We start from the raw sequence: 16,381 nt of genomic DNA on the forward strand, positions 1-16,381 counted from the left end.
TTAGCCGTTTTCATTTTGCAACCTTTTGGGCCTTCTCCGTTTTGCGGAGAGGGCTTTTTTGCCCCCGAGGCCCACTCCTCCTAAAGCTGAACCCTATTCTTGACCGTGAAGAGTGGGCATCGTCATGGGAGTTTGTTTTCTTTGTACCATGGCAACGGACGCACAGCGCTTTGAGGCGGCAACGAACAGCTCCTGGTTTTTGGAACAGGATGACCGCAACCGTTTACAGGCCTACCTGAAACACATTGATTATCTGCTGCCGAACGAGCGGATTATGGCCGCACCCTCGGCGGGGGAAGGAAACATGAACCTTACCCTCAGAGTGTTTACGGACCGACGTCATTTCATCCTGAAGCAAAGCCGGCCCTGGGTGGCCAAATTCCCCGACATCCCCGCACCGGTTGAACGCATTCACGTAGAACGGGATTTCCTCATGTCCATCAGCCGGGATCGGTTTCTCGAAAGCCACAGTCCGGAATTGTTACGTGCCGATAGCGCTAATTACGTCCTGCTCATGGAAGACGTCGGAGATGCCTCCGACCTCAGTGCTATCTACCGGGAAGGTGAAACTTTGGCGGAGCAGGACCTGAAGACGCTAACGACCTACGCAGCCACCCTGCACCAGCTTTGTCCGATGGGTTACCCCGAGAACCGGCCCCTGAGGGAGTTGAATCACGCCCATATTTTTGACCTGCCGTTCCGACCGGATAACGGGTTTCCACTGGAAGCCATTCATCCGGGATTGGCGGACGTCGCCCGGCCATTTCAGCACGATCAGCGGTTGAGAAATCGGGCCACCGCCCTGGGGGAACGCTATTTGAGTCCGGGCCCCTGCCTGCTTCACGGAGATTACTACCCCGGCTCCTTCCTCCGGATTGACGACCGACTGACGATCATTGACGCGGAGTTTTCCTTCTGCGGAACCCCGGAATTTGATCTCGGAGTACTGCGGGCGCACCTGCTGCTGGCCCAAACGCCACCGCCCCTGTTGGAGGTCATCCGACGGGAATACACCCCCGTTACTCAGGACTTTTCCTGGGAGCTCGTGGAAGATTTCTGTAACGTGGAAATTATGCGCCGGCTGATCGGGATCGCCCAGCTTCCCCTGGAATTAAGCCTGGAGGAACGGCAGCAAATGCTCGAACGGGCGCGGGCGGGTTTGGTCTAGACAACCCCCCGCACCATACCTACGTTAATTGGTTGTCCTTTGGCGTGAGAGTAGCGTTAATTGCGGTACTTTTGCCCAAAGTTTTCCGGCCGACCTGCTTCTTCTGTCAGGAGAAGGCGTGGTCCGCGTGACAATTTGTCGGGTAAGGAGCTTTGGCGCGGTATTCGCCCAACCCTGACCCGGAAGCGGGGTATATTGGCCGCCCATATTTATTTATCGATCTCAACCAAAGCCACGGGGCCTTCTACTCATTAAAACGGGGGCGAGGACGCAGGTGCAAAGTTGACCAGTCAAAGCAAAGTTATGTTTAAAGCGCTCAAAAAATTATTCGGTTCTAAACAGGACCGCGACGTAGCGAAGTATCAGCCCATTGTAGAAGATATTAATAGTATTTACGCTGGCCTTGAGAAGCTTAGTAATGATGAATTGAGGGAACGGACGACGGAATTTCGTCGGCGCATCGCTGAATATTTGTCCTCCATTGATGAAGAAATCGTCAAACTCGAAAAAGAAGGGAACGAAGAACCCGATTTTCGCCAGAAAGACCTGATTTATAAGGAGGTTGACCGCCTGCAGGAGCAGCGCAACCAGGAGCTTGAGGTTGTTTTGAACGAGATATTGCCGGAAGCTTTTGCTACCGTAAAGGAAGCGGCCCGCCGACTCAGCGCCGGCCCCATCCGCGTGACGGCCACCGAGGCGGATCGTGACCTGGCCGCTAACCCGAAGAAGGGGCACGTAACCATCGAGGGCAACGAAGCCATCTATAATAATGAATGGGTGGCCGCTGGTGGTGAGATCAAGTGGAACATGGTGCACTACGACGTACAGCTCATTGGCGGTATGGCCCTGCACGACGGTAAAATCGCCGAGATGCAAACCGGTGAGGGTAAAACCCTGGTGGCTACGCTCCCCGCCTACCTTAACGGATTAAGTGGCCGGGGTGTGCACGTGGTAACCGTAAACGATTACCTGGCCCGCCGGGACGCAGAGTGGATTGGCCCCCTCATGGAATTCCTCGGGCTGAGCATCGACTGTATCGACTACCACCGTCCCCACAGCCCGGAACGCCGCTCCGCCTACGGGAAGGACATTACCTACGGCACCAACAACGAGTTTGGTTTCGATTACCTGCGTGATAACATGGCTCGTTCGGCCACCGACAAGGTGCAGGGGAACCATCACTACGCCATGATTGACGAGGTGGACTCGGTACTGATCGACGACGCCCGGACGCCACTGATCATCTCCGGTCCCGTCACCAACAGCAGTGACGACCAGGAGTACGTGGACCTGAAAGTCCACATCGAAAAATTGGTCGCCGAGCAGCAGAAGCTGGCCAATAAGTTCCTCACCGAAGCGAAAAAGCTCTTCAAGGAGGGCGCCATCGGCTCCGAAGAAGGAGAAGCGGGTATGGCCCTGCTGCGCGCCCACCGGGCGCTGCCCAAAAGCCGGGCGCTGATCAAATTCCTTAGTCAGGAAGGCGTGCGGGTGCTCCTGCAGAAAACGGACAACGTCTACATGGCGGAAAACAACAAGCGGATGCCGGAGGTAGACGCGGAGTTGCTGTTCACCATCGACGAGAAAAACCGGCAGGTAGACCTCACGGATCGCGGAGTAGCTTACCTTTCCCGCTACAACGAAGATCCGGAGTTCTTCATCATGCCGAACCTGGCCGACAGCATGGCCGAAATTGATAAGCGGGATGACCTCTCCAAAGAAGAGAAGGACCTGGCCAAAAACAAGGTCTCCCAGGACTTCGGCGTGAAGTCCAAGCGTCTCCACGCCATTCACCAGTTGCTCAAGGCCTATACGCTCTTCGAGCGGGACAGTGAGTACGTGGTCATGGAAGGACAGGTCAAAATTGTCGACGAACAAACCGGCCGGATGATGGAAGGCCGTCGGTACAGCGATGGTCTGCACCAGGCCCTGGAGGCCAAGGAAAACGTAAAGGTGGGCGAGATCACCCAGACCTACGCCACCGTTACGCTGCAGAACTACTTCCGGATGTACCACAAGCTTTCCGGTATGACCGGTACCGCCGAAACGGAAGCCGGCGAATTCTGGGACATTTATAAGCTGGACGTGGTGGTAATCCCCACCAACCGGCCCATTCAGCGCGATGACCGGAACGACCTGATCTATAAAACGGACCGCGAGAAGTTCAATGCGGTGATCAATGACGTCGTTGCCTTGAGTGAGGCGGGCAGACCCATACTCGTGGGTACCACTTCCGTAGACATCAGTGAGAAACTGAGCCGGATGCTGAATCTCCGGGGCATCGATCACAACGTACTTAACGCCAAGCAACACCAGCGGGAAGCCGACATTGTGGCCGAAGCGGGCCGCCCCGGAAAGGTGACCATCGCCACCAACATGGCCGGTCGGGGTACGGACATCAAGATCAGCGACGAAGTAAAGCAGGCGGGTGGCCTGGCCATCATCGGCACCGAACGCCACGACAGTCGCCGGGTAGACCGCCAGCTGCGGGGTCGTGCCGGTCGTCAGGGAGACCCCGGTTCCAGCCAGTTTTACGTCAGCCTGGAGGACAAGCTGATGCGCTACTTCCAGAGCGAACGCATCGCCAAGTGGATGGACCGCGCCGGCCACCAGGAAGGTGACGTGATTCAGGCTGGCCTCGTGACCAAGTCCATCGAGAATGCCCAGAAAAAGGTAGAAGAAAACAACTTCGGCACCCGTAAGCGACTGCTGGAGTACGATGACGTCATGAACATTCAGCGGGAAGCCATCTACCGCAAACGGAATAACGCCCTCACCGGAGACCGCCTCAAGCTGGACCTGAACAACATGTTTGAAGGGCTCATCGACGACATCGTCTACGCCAACAAGCAACAGGGAGACTACGATAGTTTCCGCTTCGAATGTCAGCGCCTCCTCGGCTTTGACCCCAGCATCGAAGCGCCGGACTTCAACGAGGGGAACATCAACGATCTGGCCGATCAGCTGCTTGACCAGTTCCATGCGTTCTACGAACGCAAGATGCTCCTGCTCATTGACCGGGTAATGCCCACCATCCGCCGGGTCACCGTCGAACAGCCCGGACAGTACAAGCGTATCATTATCCCCTTCACGGACGGCAGTACGCATCCGTTGATGATCACGGCGGATATCGAAAAGGCCGTCGAGACCAATGGCCGGAGCATCATCTCCGACATCGAGCAGGCGGTTACCCTCGCCATTATCGACGATAACTGGAAGGAGCACCTGCGCTCCATGGATGAACTGAAGGCATCCACCAGTCTGGCCTCTTTTGAGCAAAAAGATCCACTGGTCATCTACAAGATGGAGGCCTACAACCTCTTTGAGGGGCTGGTCCGCCGGGTTAATGAGGCGACCACGACCTACCTGGCCAAGGGTGACCTGGAGCTGCAGCAACCGGAAGACGTCAAGGAAGCCCGTGCGCCGCGCCGCCCGGTAGCTACGAAAACCCAGACCAACCGAAGTGCCGAGGAACAGGCCGCCCGCCAGGCGGCAGAGGGCGTTAGCCAGCGACAAAAAGTGGAAACTTTTCAGCGGCAAACGGCCAAAGTAAAGCGTAATGACCCCTGCCCCTGCGGCAGCGGGAAAAAGTATAAGCACTGCCACGGTAAGTAAATACTGCGTCCGGTGTCGCTTTCTGCCAGAATGTGTTCTCCGGGCAGCTAGAATCACTCCGGCTTGCGGTATATTGCAGCCCCAACGATAACCGAGTTCCCCAGTTATAACTCCGGTTGTGGTTGGGGCTGTCTACTTTCCAGGAGTGTTTTTTGCCCGGGCTGAATTGCCGGGGGCTGACCATCCCACGGATAACCGACAGTGGTTTTATCGTTGGTTTTGCTACCCCACTGAACATTTTTCAACCCTACTGGGCATAACTTGCTGGATTTTGCATCAATTCATTGATCACACCTTTCTCTCTCCCCAAACGACTACCGCTGATGTTGATCGCGTGTGCCAAGAAGCCATCGCGCATCAGTTTTACGCAGTGTGCGTACCTCCCTTTTTTGTGGGCCACGCCCGGAATGCCCTGCAGGGATCCCGGGTGAAGGTCGCCACGGTAATCGGATTCCCCTACGGATACGCCGAGACGCCGGTTAAGGTCCAGGAAATCCGCCGTGCCATGGAAGAAGGCGCCGACGAGCTGGACGTGGTAATCAACCTGGCGGCCGTCAAATCTGAAGACTGGTCCTACGTACGTTCCGATCTGTCGGCGGTCACCACCGCGGCCCGCCTGAAGGGTAAGGTCAGTAAGCTGATTATTGAAATCGGCGTGCTGAATGAAGAGGAAAGACGGCAGGTTTGCGATATTTGTAATGAAATCAGACCCGATTTCGTTAAAACGTCTACCGGGACGCAAGGCGGAGCCAAGGTGGCGGACGTCCAGTACTTGCGCCGTATTTTGCATCCCGACATTAAAATTAAGGCCAGCGGTGGCATCCGAACGCCCGCCGACGCCAAGGCCCTGGTGGATGCCGGTGCCGATCGTCTGGGTACTTCTTCGGGCCCCGCACTGGTGCGCTAATTTCTCGCTATGAAATCGTTTACCTTTCTTCTTTCCCTGTTTTGCCTGCTCGTGATCAACACCGGCCTCAACGCCCAGGCGAGTATCGCCATCAAGGAAGAGGAAAAAGTGGTGGACCTGCTGGAATTATTCCAGACCAGTAACGAAACCACGACCAAGATGGAAGGATGGCGGGTGCAAATCCTGGCCACCACCGACCGCCGTCGACTGGAGACGGTAGAAAACATGTTTAAGGTCAATTATCCCAGCGTTCCCGTAGACTGGGTGCACGCCAAGCCCTACTACAAGTTGCGGGCGGGAGCCTTTCAAACCAAGCAGGAAGCCGAAAGGCTCAAGTACACTCTGAGCAAGCAATTCGAGGGCGTATACCTCGTTAAAGATGAAGTAGAGGAGAGCGAGCTGCTCCGGATGTACTAATCTTTATGTTGGGATCAGGTTACAATAAGTCTTCGATTGATTATCCGCTGGTGTTCGGGTACGCCTTTCTGGTCGTCCTGGGGCTCATGATGATCCATTCGGCGGGCCGTCCCCCCGAAGGCTACGAAGAAGACCTGGCCGAAATGCTCTTCACGCCGGTGGGCAAACAGTTCATCTGGTTCATCATCTCCATGGGGGCCTGGTTCTTCATCAATCACTTTGCGGACCGACAACTCTGGATCGTAGGGGCCTATCCCATCTACGCCATTACCCTGATTCTTTTGGTACTGGTGGCCCTGCTGGGCAAAGAAATCAACGGCGCCCGCTCCTGGTTCAGCCTGGCGGGTTTCACCTTTCAGCCCAGCGAACTGGCGAAGTTTGGTACCTGTCTGGCCATGGCCGCCTACCTGAGCCAGTGGGGAGAAAAGATCAATAAGCTCTCCGTAATGCTGGGAGGCGTTGCCCTTTGGGCCGTCCCCTCCGTCCTGATCCTCGGCCAGCCCGACCTGGGGTCGGCCGTGGTGTTCAGTTCCTTTTTACTGGTCATGTACCGGGAGGGCTTGTCGCCACTCCTCCTGGTTTTCGGGTTCTTCACCATCGGGATGTTCATCCTGGGTATCCTGCAGGCACCTCCGATACTAATGGTGGGGCTCCTGTGCATCGCACTGTTTGTGCTGGGGCTTTTAGTCCCCCGGAGAAAAAGGTGGTGGACCCTGGGCGCCGCCTGCTTTACCGCTGCGGCCATCGTTCTTTATCTGATGGAGATTCCGGTCTGGGGCATCATTCTCGGACTGACCCTGGTTTTTGGGGTCTACGCGGCCTACCATACTCTCCGGCAGAATGGCCGGTTGGCGGCCCTAGTATCTGGTGCTCTGATCTGGGGTTGCCTGGTGGGGTTTGCGGCCAACTTTACCTTCTTTAACGTACTACGCCCCCACCAACAGGATCGCTTCAACGCCTGGCTGCGACCCGAAGGAATGGACAGCCAGGGGGCGCTCTACAATGTATTGCAATCCAAGCTGGCCATTGCCGCCGGCGGCCTGAAGGGTAAGGGGCTCTGGGGAGGAACCATGACCCGCTTTGACTACGTGCCCGCGCAGAACACGGACTTCATCTTCTGCACCATCGCCGAAGAGCAGGGCTTTTTGGGCTCTACGGTAGTCATCCTCACCTTCCTGTTTTTGATGTGGCGGATCAGCCAGATCGCCGAACGACAAAAGCGCCCCTTCGTGCGGGCCTACGCTTACGGGATTCTGGGCATTCTGCTGATTCACGTCGTGGTAAATATCGGCATGACCATGGGCGTAATGCCCGTCATCGGAATCCCCCTGCCGTTCATGTCAAAGGGGGGCTCTTCCCTGCTGTGCTTCACGATCATGCTGGCCGTTTTGCTTAAGCTGGATAAACACCGGGAAGCCGTGGGCTGATCCCTTATCTTGGGGAGAAAATTAATTCACCTCAGTTGGTGCAACCCTTTATTGCTCGCTTCGTCCTTCTTAACAAATAGAGCAATAAAACAAAAGTGGGAGCACAGTCAACCATAAAATCTATGCCCTCCTCCGCTGATTATCGCGACACACACCGCGAGTTGGTACTGGGATGCCAGCGTAAAGACCGGAACGCCCAACGGGCGCTCTACGGCCACTACGCCAAACCCATGTACAACTTGTGCCTACGGATGCTCCGACATTCCCACGACGCAGAAGATGTTCTGCAGGTGGCCTTTGTCGACATCTTCGGCAAGATCGAAACCTTCAATTTTGATGCTTCGATCAGTGCCTGGATTAAGCGAATCGTCATTAACCGCTGCATCGACCACCTGAAGAAGCGACGGTTACTGACCACCGATCTGGACACGAACCGTCACGACGCGGCCGCTGAGGAGGACACGGCACCCGCGCTCGGCGCCCAGGAACTGAGCGTAGAGAAAATCAAAAATGCCACCATGAAGCTGAGTGAAGGCTACCGGGTGGTTCTTTCTCTCTACCTCTTCGAGGGCTACGACCACGAGGAAATCGCCCAGATTCTGGGCATCAGCGTAGGCACGAGTAAATCACAATACAGCCGTGCCCGCAAACGACTTGCAGCTTTATTAACCGACAACAATTAATTAATCCCGATGACTACCGATAACCTAGAAAATTTCATCCGTGAAAACCGGGCGGAGTTTGACGATGCCGAGCCGGCCGCTGAGCTGTGGGGACGCATCGCCGACCAACTCGGTGACCACGACAACGGACGTGATCCCCTGGAAACGTTCGTCGTCTCCAACCGGGATGAATTCGATAACGTAACGCCGCCTCCACGGCTGGAGGGCCGCATCTTTGCTGCCGTCGACGGAAACACGGTCCGCGCCGTGCAGCCAAAGTCTCGCCTTCGCGCCATTCGCATCCTGTCCCTGGCCGCCAGCTTCCTGCTGGTACTGTCCATCGGATACTGGATGGGAACGAGCCAGCAAAGCCTGGTCAGCGAAGAAGAATTGGTGGCAAACGAACTGGAAAAAATTGACCCTGAACTGGTGGAGGCCGAAACCTACTACCGACAGGAAATTCAGGCCCAGTTCACCAAAGTCAGCCAGGTGAATCAGGACCCACAACTCCGGGCGGACCTGGACGAAATTGACAAGCATACGGCCGAAATACGTGCCTCCTTACTGGAAGTTCCCATCTCCCAGCGCGCGGAACTGGTCAACCAGCTGATTGAGACTTACCGAACGAAACTTGACATTTTGCTGCGGATTCAGCAGCACCTTCCTCCTGGTGAAATATCACCGACTCAACAACAAACTACCGATGAAATTTAATTCTCTCATTCCCCTTTTGGTGCTCGCCGTTTTGGCGGTGCCCTCCGCCCTCGGGGCGGGTAATGTTCCCCTGATTTTCAAGCAGGACTTCGAGCGTAACATCTCCAAATCCTTCAACGTCGATGCCGACGCCGACGTACGACTCGCCAACAAATACGGGGAGATCAACGTCGAAACCTGGGATCGCAACGAAGTGAAGATTGACGTGCGCATCAAGGTTTCCGCCCGCGACGAAGACGCCGCCAACGAAACTTTCGACCGTATCTCCATCGACTTCAGCGGCAGCAGCGCCAACGTGTCGGCAACGACTTCCCTGGACTCCCCCAACCGGGGCAACTGGTGGAACAAGCTGATGGGCGGCGGCAATAATTCTTCCGACTTCCGCATCTACTACAAAGTGATGATGCCCGCCAGTGTATCCCTCAACACCGAAGCCAAGTACTGCGACGTCATGCTGCCCAACCTGACCGGCAATACCGTGCTGTACGTCGCCTACGGTGACCTGAAGGCCGGCCGCCTGTCCAAGCGCAACGAAATTTCCGTTTCCTACGGCTCGGCCCGCGTGGAGGAGCTGGGGGCAGAAAGCCGCTTCAAAATCCGCTACAGTGAAGGTGTTATCCGTACGGCCACCGACCTACGCTACGACGGCCGCTACAGCGAAACCCGGATCGACAAGGTCCGCGACCTGAAAATCGACGCCGGCTACGAGGAGATTGAAGTAGGCACCGCCCGCGAAGTACGTCTCGACGGCAACTATAATGATCTCTCGGTGGACTACGCCGAACGCATCTTCCTGGACGGTAACTACTGCGACTTCGAACTCGGGGAGATTACCAAGGAACTCGAAGTGGACGCCAGCTACGGCGATCTGGAGGTCGACGAACTCAAAGCCGGCTTTGAACGCGTAATGATCGACGTAAACTACATCGACGTTGAGCTCGACGTAGAGGACAACGCCGGGTTCTCGGTGGACCTGTCCTCCCGCTACGGCGACATCGACGTGAACGTGGGCAGCATGTCCAACCGAAAGAGCGAAAAATCCGGCAATACCGAACGCCTGTCGGGCACCAAGTCCGGCAGCGGACAGGGCAAGATTACGGTCACCACGAGTTACGGTGACATAGAAATTAATTAGTGTTTTTTCTTTTCTACTACTAGTCTCAAATGGTGAGGGGGCACTCCGGTTAACGGGGTGCCCCTCTTTTTTTCGGAAAGAAGTAGTAGGCGAGGGCGCCGGAGCGTGAAGCGCAGCGGAATACTCGGCTCAGCCGGTACAGGTGCAATGAAATGGAACCCTCGTGCTCAGCCGGGGTGCCGTGAAATTACCCGGGAGCCAGGACCCTGAGCAGTAGGAAGGATTTGCCACCCCCTCGCCATGAAGGTTCGTCTTAGCCGGTGCGTAGCTTGGCGGTTATGGGATGGCGATGGGTCTTGTTGCCTAGACGGAGGCTGTTCCGTGAATTAATCCTTTGGCCATCAAGTCATTGAATTTTTCAGTAACGGCAAGGCATGTGTGGGTTGGCGTAGAGTTATACACCTTCTAGAGGATAAATTGCGTCCAGTAATATTGTAGTCTAAATTTTTAGGTTCCGGGCGTCTTGATAGGTATGATCACCTGAAGGTCGAAATCACCCACCCTATGGAAAAGCTTGGTGTCGCCTTTCCCCGAAAGGCGACCACACCAGCAAAGAAAGTAAGATTAGACAAGATCGATTTGTCACATTCTTTTGCGGAAGGTCCTTTAGTTATCCCAGTCTGATTCGGTTTCCTTTCGGGGAAAGGAAACACCATTTAACCTCAATTATTTGCTAATTTCCTCAAGAGGAATAATTCAGAATAGGTGATTAACTCATTAGACTAATGGCTACGGTTCACTGACGATCCGACACACCTGAAGGTAGCAAAGGAAATACTTCATGGGGCACAGAGTACAATGCAATATACAGTCGTAACTCAACGCCACTACATGGGTTACAACTTTGTGCTAACCAACACATGCCTTGCCGCTACCATTTGCCCCTCTGAACTACCGCGATTCCGCAGGAATCGCTGATGAAACCTCACGGAACAGCCTATGCCTAGACGTTGAGGTAGTTCATCAGGCTGTCGTAGCGCTCCCGCAGGGATTCCTGCAGCTGCTTTTCGTTGAAGCTGGCCTTGACGTTGTAGTTGAACCGCTCGAAGGTGGCCAGGGTGGCCGCAATGCTCTGGCTGTTCACCTTGATGGTTACCTCCACCCGATTGCTGTCGGCGTTGGCGGTAACGAAGCTGCTCAGGATGACGGCCCCCTCACTTTCCACGATACGGGCAATTTCCGCCAGGCTGTAGTCCTGCCGGCCCATCTCCAGAATGACGATGGATCCCGGATCCCGGAAGGTGCTGGACTCCCCGAAGAACTTCAGTAGGTCTTCGTTGGTCACCATCCCCAGATAGGTGCCCTCCCGGTCGATGACGGGCACGACGGTCAGTTTGTACTCCACGAGCATTTTCATTACGTCGTAAAGGTGATCGTCGGGGAAAACGGAGGGCGGCTGGGCGGGGAGCCGGTACTGCCCGACTTCCTGCATGGGGTCGGCGTCGAGGATGGAATCCTCCGACAGGACGCCAACCAGCTGGCCTTCCCGCACCAGGGGAAGGTGACGAATGTAGAATTCATTCATGATGCCCAGGGCTTCCTCTCCGGTGTCGGTGGGGCGCAGGGGAACCAGGGCGTCGGATATTAATGCTTCGGCTGTCATGGGGAGGAAAGGTAATCGAAAAAAAATTATCCCAGCAGGCGCTTCTTCTGGGCAACAAATTCCCCTTCGGTAAGCAGGCCTTTTTCCTTTAACGTGGCGAGTCGCTGTAATTGTTCCAGCAAGTCTTCGTTTTCCGGACTGGGGTCGCTGGACGTCGTCTCCTCGACCTTTACCGGACTTTCCAACAGGCTTTCCTCCTTGGTGCGGTCCGGCACCAGCCGGAAACCGTTCAGGGCAAATTCTTCGAACTCCGGCTGTACCCGCAGGAAGGCGAGGCTGTCGTGATTGCGGATTCGGCTGAAGTCGTCAAAGCCGAGGGAAACGGCCCGATCAAGATGGTAGAAGGACTTATCGGCTTCCTCCTCACAGGAATAGGAACAGGCAATATTGAAGTGAGAGGCGATGTCTTTGGGGTTCTTTTCCAGGGCACGCTTAAAGGCAATGATGGCGCGGTCATACTCAAAGTCCCGGAAGTACTTGAGTCCGGCTTCCCGCTCGGCGTAGCCGGGCGAGCGGCCGGCGTTGCGCTGGGAAGGAGAAGGCATCGGGGAAACGGAGCGCGACTGCCCGCTGCTCTGCCGACGGTTCCTTTCCCGCATGGCGCGTTCGCGTTGGCGCTGCTGGTAGCGGCGCTCCCGGTCGGAAAGCGGTTGATTTTGGTCGCGGCGGGAGGGGGCGACGGGGCGGTATTGCTCCTTGTTGTACTTCATGTCGAAGCTTTTCTGATCCATGCTCAGAAAAGAGATCGCGTCGATAATACCCAGGAAAAAAGCCAGCGGCATCAGGAAGATGTACACGATACCCAGGCCAACCTGCCCCAGGTAAAATCGATGTAGGCCAACTGAGCCCCCAAAAAATGCCAGGACGGCGGCTAAGTTTTTGTCTTTCATTTCACACGAAGTAACGATTAAGCAACAACTTTCGTTCTGCTTTTCCCCAAATTTCGACGGGTGGCCCCCAGCTATGGATCAATGCAGGTCATCCATTTGCCCGAAAATACGACACGTGAGTACCGTCAGGTCATCGGGGTAGGGGGTGTGCTGGCGGAATTCGTCCAGCTTCGCAATCAGCGCCCGGTTGAAAGAATCGGCCGAGCGCCCGTGCTGACGGCGGCAATACTGATAAAGGATGTCTTCATCAAAGGTCTCCCCGGCGGGGTTTTGCAGGTCCGTCAGTCCGTCGGTATACGTAACCACCAGGGCCTGGGTGGGCAGGTCCACTTCCCCGACTTCCAGCATCGGCAATTCATCAATGGAGCCCAGGACGAGCGTCCCTTCGGTCAGTAATTTAATGCCCTGTTCGTGAATGAGTACCGGCGGAGGGTGGCCCGCATTGACGTACCGGAGGCAGTGCCGCTCGACGTCATATTCCGCTACGAAGAAGGTGACGAAACGCTCCCCGTTGGTGATGCGATACACGGCGTCGTTGATCTCAGAGACGAAATCCTTCAGGTCCGTGTGCTTCCGGATCAGGGTGTGAAAATTGGCCTGGAAATTGGCCATCAGGAGGGCGGCACTGACGCCCTTGCCCGTGAAGTCACCGATGCAGAACACGAGCTTGCCGTCGCCAAATTCGATGTAGTCGAAGTAATCTCCGCCTACCCCCAGTTTGGGCCGGTAGATGGTACTGATCTCGTAGGCATCCTTGTTGGGTAGCTCCTTGGGGATGAGCATGGATTGCACCTTGGCGCCCAGGTCCAGGTCGGCCTCCAGTCGTTCCTGTTCCAGTTGCCGCCGGAAGAGCCGCTTGTTTTCGATCGCTACGGCGATCACGTTGGTGATGGTCGTAATGATCTGGGTGCGCTCGAACATATCGTCCTCCTCCACGAAGCGGCCGATGAGAATGTAGGCGATCGGGCGTTCCTTATGCAGGACGGGAATCACCTGGCGGAACTGCCGAAAGAAAGCGTGGGAGGCCCCTTCGATGGGCCCCGGCCGCTTGAAGGCCGCCAGCGCCGCGCCGTAATCGATGTCGGGCGGGTCGGTGTTCTCCAGGCCGAGATGGGTGGCCATGAACCAGATGTTGTCCCGTTCACTATCGCGTACGAACAGGGCCATTTCCAGCAAGCCGAGTTCCTTGCTGAGGAAGGCGCGGTACATGTCGAAGAGATCATCCGCCGTAACGTTGTTGTTGATGGCCTGGGTGATCTGCAGCAGTCGTTGTACTTGCAGTTGACGTAGGTGTAGCTCTCGCTCCAGACGATTTATGCGGCTGATTGGCTCGGTCATGTAGGGCGTAAATATAGGACGACCAGGGAGAAATTCGGGTCTGCCACGGAGCCGTTCCCTAGCGCAGTAACTGGATCAGGGCATCGATGTCCCGTTGAATTTGGGGCGCGTCAATTTTCCGGAGGATTTGCTGCTGTTCCCGGCGGGTGAGGTGAAAGGAAACGCTGGTACGCAGCGGATCATCCAGCGGCGGCTGGTAGTTGAACCGGAAGAGCTTGAAGTGATCGGGGCCGAAAATCTCACTCAGGGCCGCCAGAGAACCCTCCTGATCCAGAATTTGCAGGCTCAGGATATTACCCGCGACGCCCACCGGACTGAATAGATTTTCCACTACGCCGGGGTGGTCGTCTTTTTTGTTGGCCATGGCTTCACGGCTCAGGTCCTGCTCCCGGAAGGCGCTAATCTGGACGATGATCACCCGGGAGGTGTTTTCTTTAATCCAGTCCTGAAAGGTCGTCAGGAAGCGACTGGCGGAGGCGATGCCGTAGTTGTCCCGGTAGCCCGCATCCATGATGCGGAGAGCCGGTCGGGAGGGGAGCTTCACCAGCGGTAAGACGTAGGGGTAGGTGGCGTTCATCCGCAGGGCGCTGAGGAAGCGGAGGCTGTCGGCCTCCTGGGGAGCGAAAAGCCACCGGAAGTCGACCATGTCGGGCTTCAGGTTGATGTCCTGCTCGATGGCCGGCGGCGGAGCCGTCATGTAGCTCACCCCCTGGGGGGAGATGACCATCCGGCGGCCGTCATCAACGATGCTGGGGGTGAGGAACATCATGGGGATCGCGGCCGAGGCTTCCGGCTCCCGGTAGTCGGCCAGTACCTTTTCCCGGAAGTAGCCCGTGTTGTGGGCCAGCTCCCGTTCAAAGCTGTAGGCACGGTCCCGGCGGTAGTACTGATCGCCGATGCGCACCCGGGTAAAGGGTAAAAACAGGTCGTTACTGACGATGGAAAAGGCGATGGGATTGAGCAGGTCCCGACTGATGCGCTGCAGCCGGTCATTGGCGTTGCGGGAAAATTCCGGGTCCTGCAGGTAGGCTTCCCGCAGGTAGGCCAGCCCGATCTGGCCGCCGCTGGCGCCCGTCATCAGGGCGGTACTGCGCAGTAGTTTGCCTTCGCTGCAGCCCTCGATGGCCTGGGCGATGTGGGTGGTCCACAGGGCGGAGGTCAGGCCGCCGCCACTGGCGGCGATGATCACCAGGGGGGGGCGGTCACTTTCCTGTTTGGCCTTCCAGTTTTCCAGAATCTGGATGGTGTGGGCCTTGTCCGTCTCCACCTGATCGCTGGCGTAAAGCTCCATGAGTCGCTCGGCGGAGTAGGGGGAGAGGGTATCGTAGCGCAGGCCGTAGGCCTGGTTGCCGTGCTCCAGCCAGGGGGTGCTGGTGATGAAGTTGACCCCGAAGAGAATGACGATCAGCAGGGTGACCCGCCACTCCGAAAACCAGTAGCTGATGGCCCCGATGGTGGAGATGACCAGACTCATGAAGATGAGAATACTGGCTCCGGCCGGAACCTGAAACAGGGGCTGGTCGATCAGCAGTCCGAGGAGGGCCAGGGTCAGGACGCTCGCCAGCTGGAGAAAGATGGCGTTGAGGTGGTTTTGCCGGAAAATGCCCCGGAGGAGGTTGGACTCGTAGTGCGCCACGGAACGCACCAGCCGGGTTTTGAGCTTTTCGTTCAGGTAGGTCTGGACGCCGTAGGGATTGTCATAAATCCCCGACAGCAGCGGGGCGAGGGGGGAGGCCCGGTAGGGGCGATAGCCGGGGGTGGAGGACTGCCGTTGATTGGGACCCATGTTCGGGGGCGGCTCGCGGTGCCGGCGGTGGTAGTAGCTGATGTCCCGGTTGGTGAGGTTGAAGTAGATGGCGTAGAGGAAAAGGCTGATGATGAGCCCCAGGATCAGGCCGGACAGCGCCTCCAGGAAGGTGCTCCACTCCGGGCGGTTGCCGTAGGCCGGGCCATAAAACCGGAAGAGGAGGCCGCAATACGTGAAGAAAACCACCAGCGGCAGCAGGGCATTGTTGATGCAGAACTTGAAAAATGGCCGGGAGAGGCTCGCCAGAAAGTTGAAGTAGCCCCCGACGAGCAGGTAAGTGCTCAGATTCCAGCTCATCGTGAAAAAACCGAAGGCCGCGCCGACGATGAGGAAGGCCCAGAAGTCGGTCCGGTTCAGGTACTCGGGGTCGAGGAACAGGTACTGCAGACCGAGGCTGGATCCCAGCCAGCCCCCCATCATGGTGGCCACAATAATCCACACGCAGAGCAACAGAAAGTTGCTTCGCAGGTGCAACAACAGCAGCTGCACGGAAAAGGACCGGAGGATGGAGTAGAGATAGGTCTGCATGCAGAGTGGTAATAACGGGAATTATGGCCAGCATTTTGCCACCCGTACCCGCCTTTTCGCCCAATGGTCGTTAAACATCCCGGGGGAGTTGGTGGCAGAGAGCGATACCGGGTTCATGGCTTCCCGGTTTACCCATGGCACCCGCACCGGCTGAGCCGAGTATTCCGCTTCGC

At 56.6% G+C, this 16,381-nt stretch carries 12 protein-coding genes; 8 read left to right on the forward strand and 4 right to left on the reverse strand.

Annotated features, from left to right (window positions below):
- Positions 1–148: 148 nt before the first annotated feature.
- The 8 genes from E1J53_RS16960 (at position 149) to E1J53_RS16995 (ending at position 10,042) form a co-directional block, all read left to right on the forward strand.
- A complete protein-coding gene (locus E1J53_RS16960; protein ID WP_173021539.1) occupies positions 149–1,168 on the forward strand; it encodes a phosphotransferase in 1,020 nt (339 codons plus the stop codon).
- A 303-nt stretch (positions 1,169–1,471) separates the two neighbouring features.
- Positions 1,472–4,780: a preprotein translocase subunit SecA gene (gene secA, locus E1J53_RS16965; protein WP_134271183.1), complete on the forward strand. Its 3,309-nt coding sequence runs from the start codon at positions 1,472–1,474 to the stop codon at positions 4,778–4,780.
- Positions 4,781–5,051: 271 nt separating this feature from the next.
- Positions 5,052–5,687 carry a deoxyribose-phosphate aldolase gene (gene deoC, locus E1J53_RS16970; RefSeq protein ID WP_134271184.1) on the forward strand — a complete coding sequence of 212 codons (636 nt, stop codon included), beginning with the start codon at positions 5,052–5,054 and terminating at the stop codon, positions 5,685–5,687.
- A 9-nt stretch (positions 5,688–5,696) separates the two neighbouring features.
- On the forward strand, positions 5,697–6,104 hold the full coding sequence (locus tag E1J53_RS16975; RefSeq protein WP_134271185.1) for an SPOR domain-containing protein: 408 nt from the start codon (positions 5,697–5,699) through the stop codon (positions 6,102–6,104).
- 5 nt (positions 6,105–6,109) lie between these two features.
- Entirely contained in the window at positions 6,110–7,531 is a 1,422-nt protein-coding gene (gene rodA, locus E1J53_RS16980; RefSeq protein ID WP_134271186.1) for a rod shape-determining protein RodA, read from the forward strand.
- 122 nt (positions 7,532–7,653) lie between these two features.
- Positions 7,654–8,214 (forward strand): RNA polymerase sigma factor, encoded by a 561-nt coding sequence (locus E1J53_RS16985; protein WP_134271187.1) that lies wholly within the window; start codon positions 7,654–7,656, stop codon positions 8,212–8,214.
- A gap of 9 nt (positions 8,215–8,223) precedes the next feature.
- Positions 8,224–8,907: a hypothetical protein gene (locus E1J53_RS16990; RefSeq protein WP_134271188.1), complete on the forward strand. Its 684-nt coding sequence runs from the start codon at positions 8,224–8,226 to the stop codon at positions 8,905–8,907.
- Complete coding sequence (locus E1J53_RS16995) at positions 8,897–10,042, forward strand: DUF4097 family beta strand repeat-containing protein (protein WP_134271189.1); 1,146 nt, start codon at positions 8,897–8,899, stop codon at positions 10,040–10,042. Before E1J53_RS16990 ends, E1J53_RS16995 begins: the two co-directional genes overlap by 11 nt.
- A gap of 943 nt (positions 10,043–10,985) precedes the next feature.
- On the opposite strand, the gene E1J53_RS17000 is transcribed toward E1J53_RS16995, so the two are convergent.
- From E1J53_RS17000 to E1J53_RS17015, 4 genes are all read right to left on the reverse strand, one after another.
- Positions 10,986–11,645: a CBS domain-containing protein gene (locus E1J53_RS17000; protein WP_134271190.1), complete on the reverse strand. Its 660-nt coding sequence runs from the start codon at positions 11,643–11,645 to the stop codon at positions 10,986–10,988.
- Positions 11,646–11,671: 26 nt separating this feature from the next.
- Entirely contained in the window at positions 11,672–12,535 is an 864-nt protein-coding gene (locus tag E1J53_RS17005) for an NINE protein (protein WP_134271191.1), read from the reverse strand.
- 78 nt (positions 12,536–12,613) lie between these two features.
- Entirely contained in the window at positions 12,614–13,873 is a 1,260-nt protein-coding gene (locus tag E1J53_RS17010; protein WP_134271192.1) for a PP2C family protein-serine/threonine phosphatase, read from the reverse strand.
- 58 nt (positions 13,874–13,931) lie between these two features.
- Positions 13,932–16,208 (reverse strand): hypothetical protein, encoded by a 2,277-nt coding sequence (locus tag E1J53_RS17015; RefSeq protein WP_134271193.1) that lies wholly within the window; start codon positions 16,206–16,208, stop codon positions 13,932–13,934.
- Positions 16,209–16,381: the final 173 nt, after the last annotated feature.

Source organism: Lewinella sp. W8 (genome assembly GCF_004375085.3).
GTDB lineage: Bacteria > Bacteroidota > Bacteroidia > Chitinophagales > Saprospiraceae > Neolewinella.

What these genes read in the sequence shown, in the direction of transcription:
- E1J53_RS16960 (WP_173021539.1), top strand. Translation starts at nt 149, where the DNA reads ATGGCAACGGACGCACAGCGCTTTGAGGCGGCAACGAACAGCTCCTGG.
- secA (WP_134271183.1), top strand. Translation starts at nt 1,472, where the DNA reads ATGTTTAAAGCGCTCAAAAAATTATTCGGTTCTAAACAGGACCGCGAC.
- E1J53_RS16975 (WP_134271185.1), top strand. Translation starts at nt 5,697, where the DNA reads ATGAAATCGTTTACCTTTCTTCTTTCCCTGTTTTGCCTGCTCGTGATC.
- rodA (WP_134271186.1), top strand. Translation starts at nt 6,110, where the DNA reads ATGTTGGGATCAGGTTACAATAAGTCTTCGATTGATTATCCGCTGGTG.
- E1J53_RS16985 (WP_134271187.1), top strand. Translation starts at nt 7,654, where the DNA reads ATGCCCTCCTCCGCTGATTATCGCGACACACACCGCGAGTTGGTACTG.
- E1J53_RS16990 (WP_134271188.1), top strand. Translation starts at nt 8,224, where the DNA reads ATGACTACCGATAACCTAGAAAATTTCATCCGTGAAAACCGGGCGGAG.
- E1J53_RS16995 (WP_134271189.1), top strand. Translation starts at nt 8,897, where the DNA reads ATGAAATTTAATTCTCTCATTCCCCTTTTGGTGCTCGCCGTTTTGGCG.
- E1J53_RS17000 (WP_134271190.1), bottom strand. Translation starts at nt 11,645, where the DNA reads ATGACAGCCGAAGCATTAATATCCGACGCCCTGGTTCCCCTGCGCCCC.
- E1J53_RS17005 (WP_134271191.1), bottom strand. Translation starts at nt 12,535, where the DNA reads ATGAAAGACAAAAACTTAGCCGCCGTCCTGGCATTTTTTGGGGGCTCA.
- E1J53_RS17010 (WP_134271192.1), bottom strand. Translation starts at nt 13,873, where the DNA reads ATGACCGAGCCAATCAGCCGCATAAATCGTCTGGAGCGAGAGCTACAC.
- E1J53_RS17015 (WP_134271193.1), bottom strand. Translation starts at nt 16,208, where the DNA reads ATGCAGACCTATCTCTACTCCATCCTCCGGTCCTTTTCCGTGCAGCTG.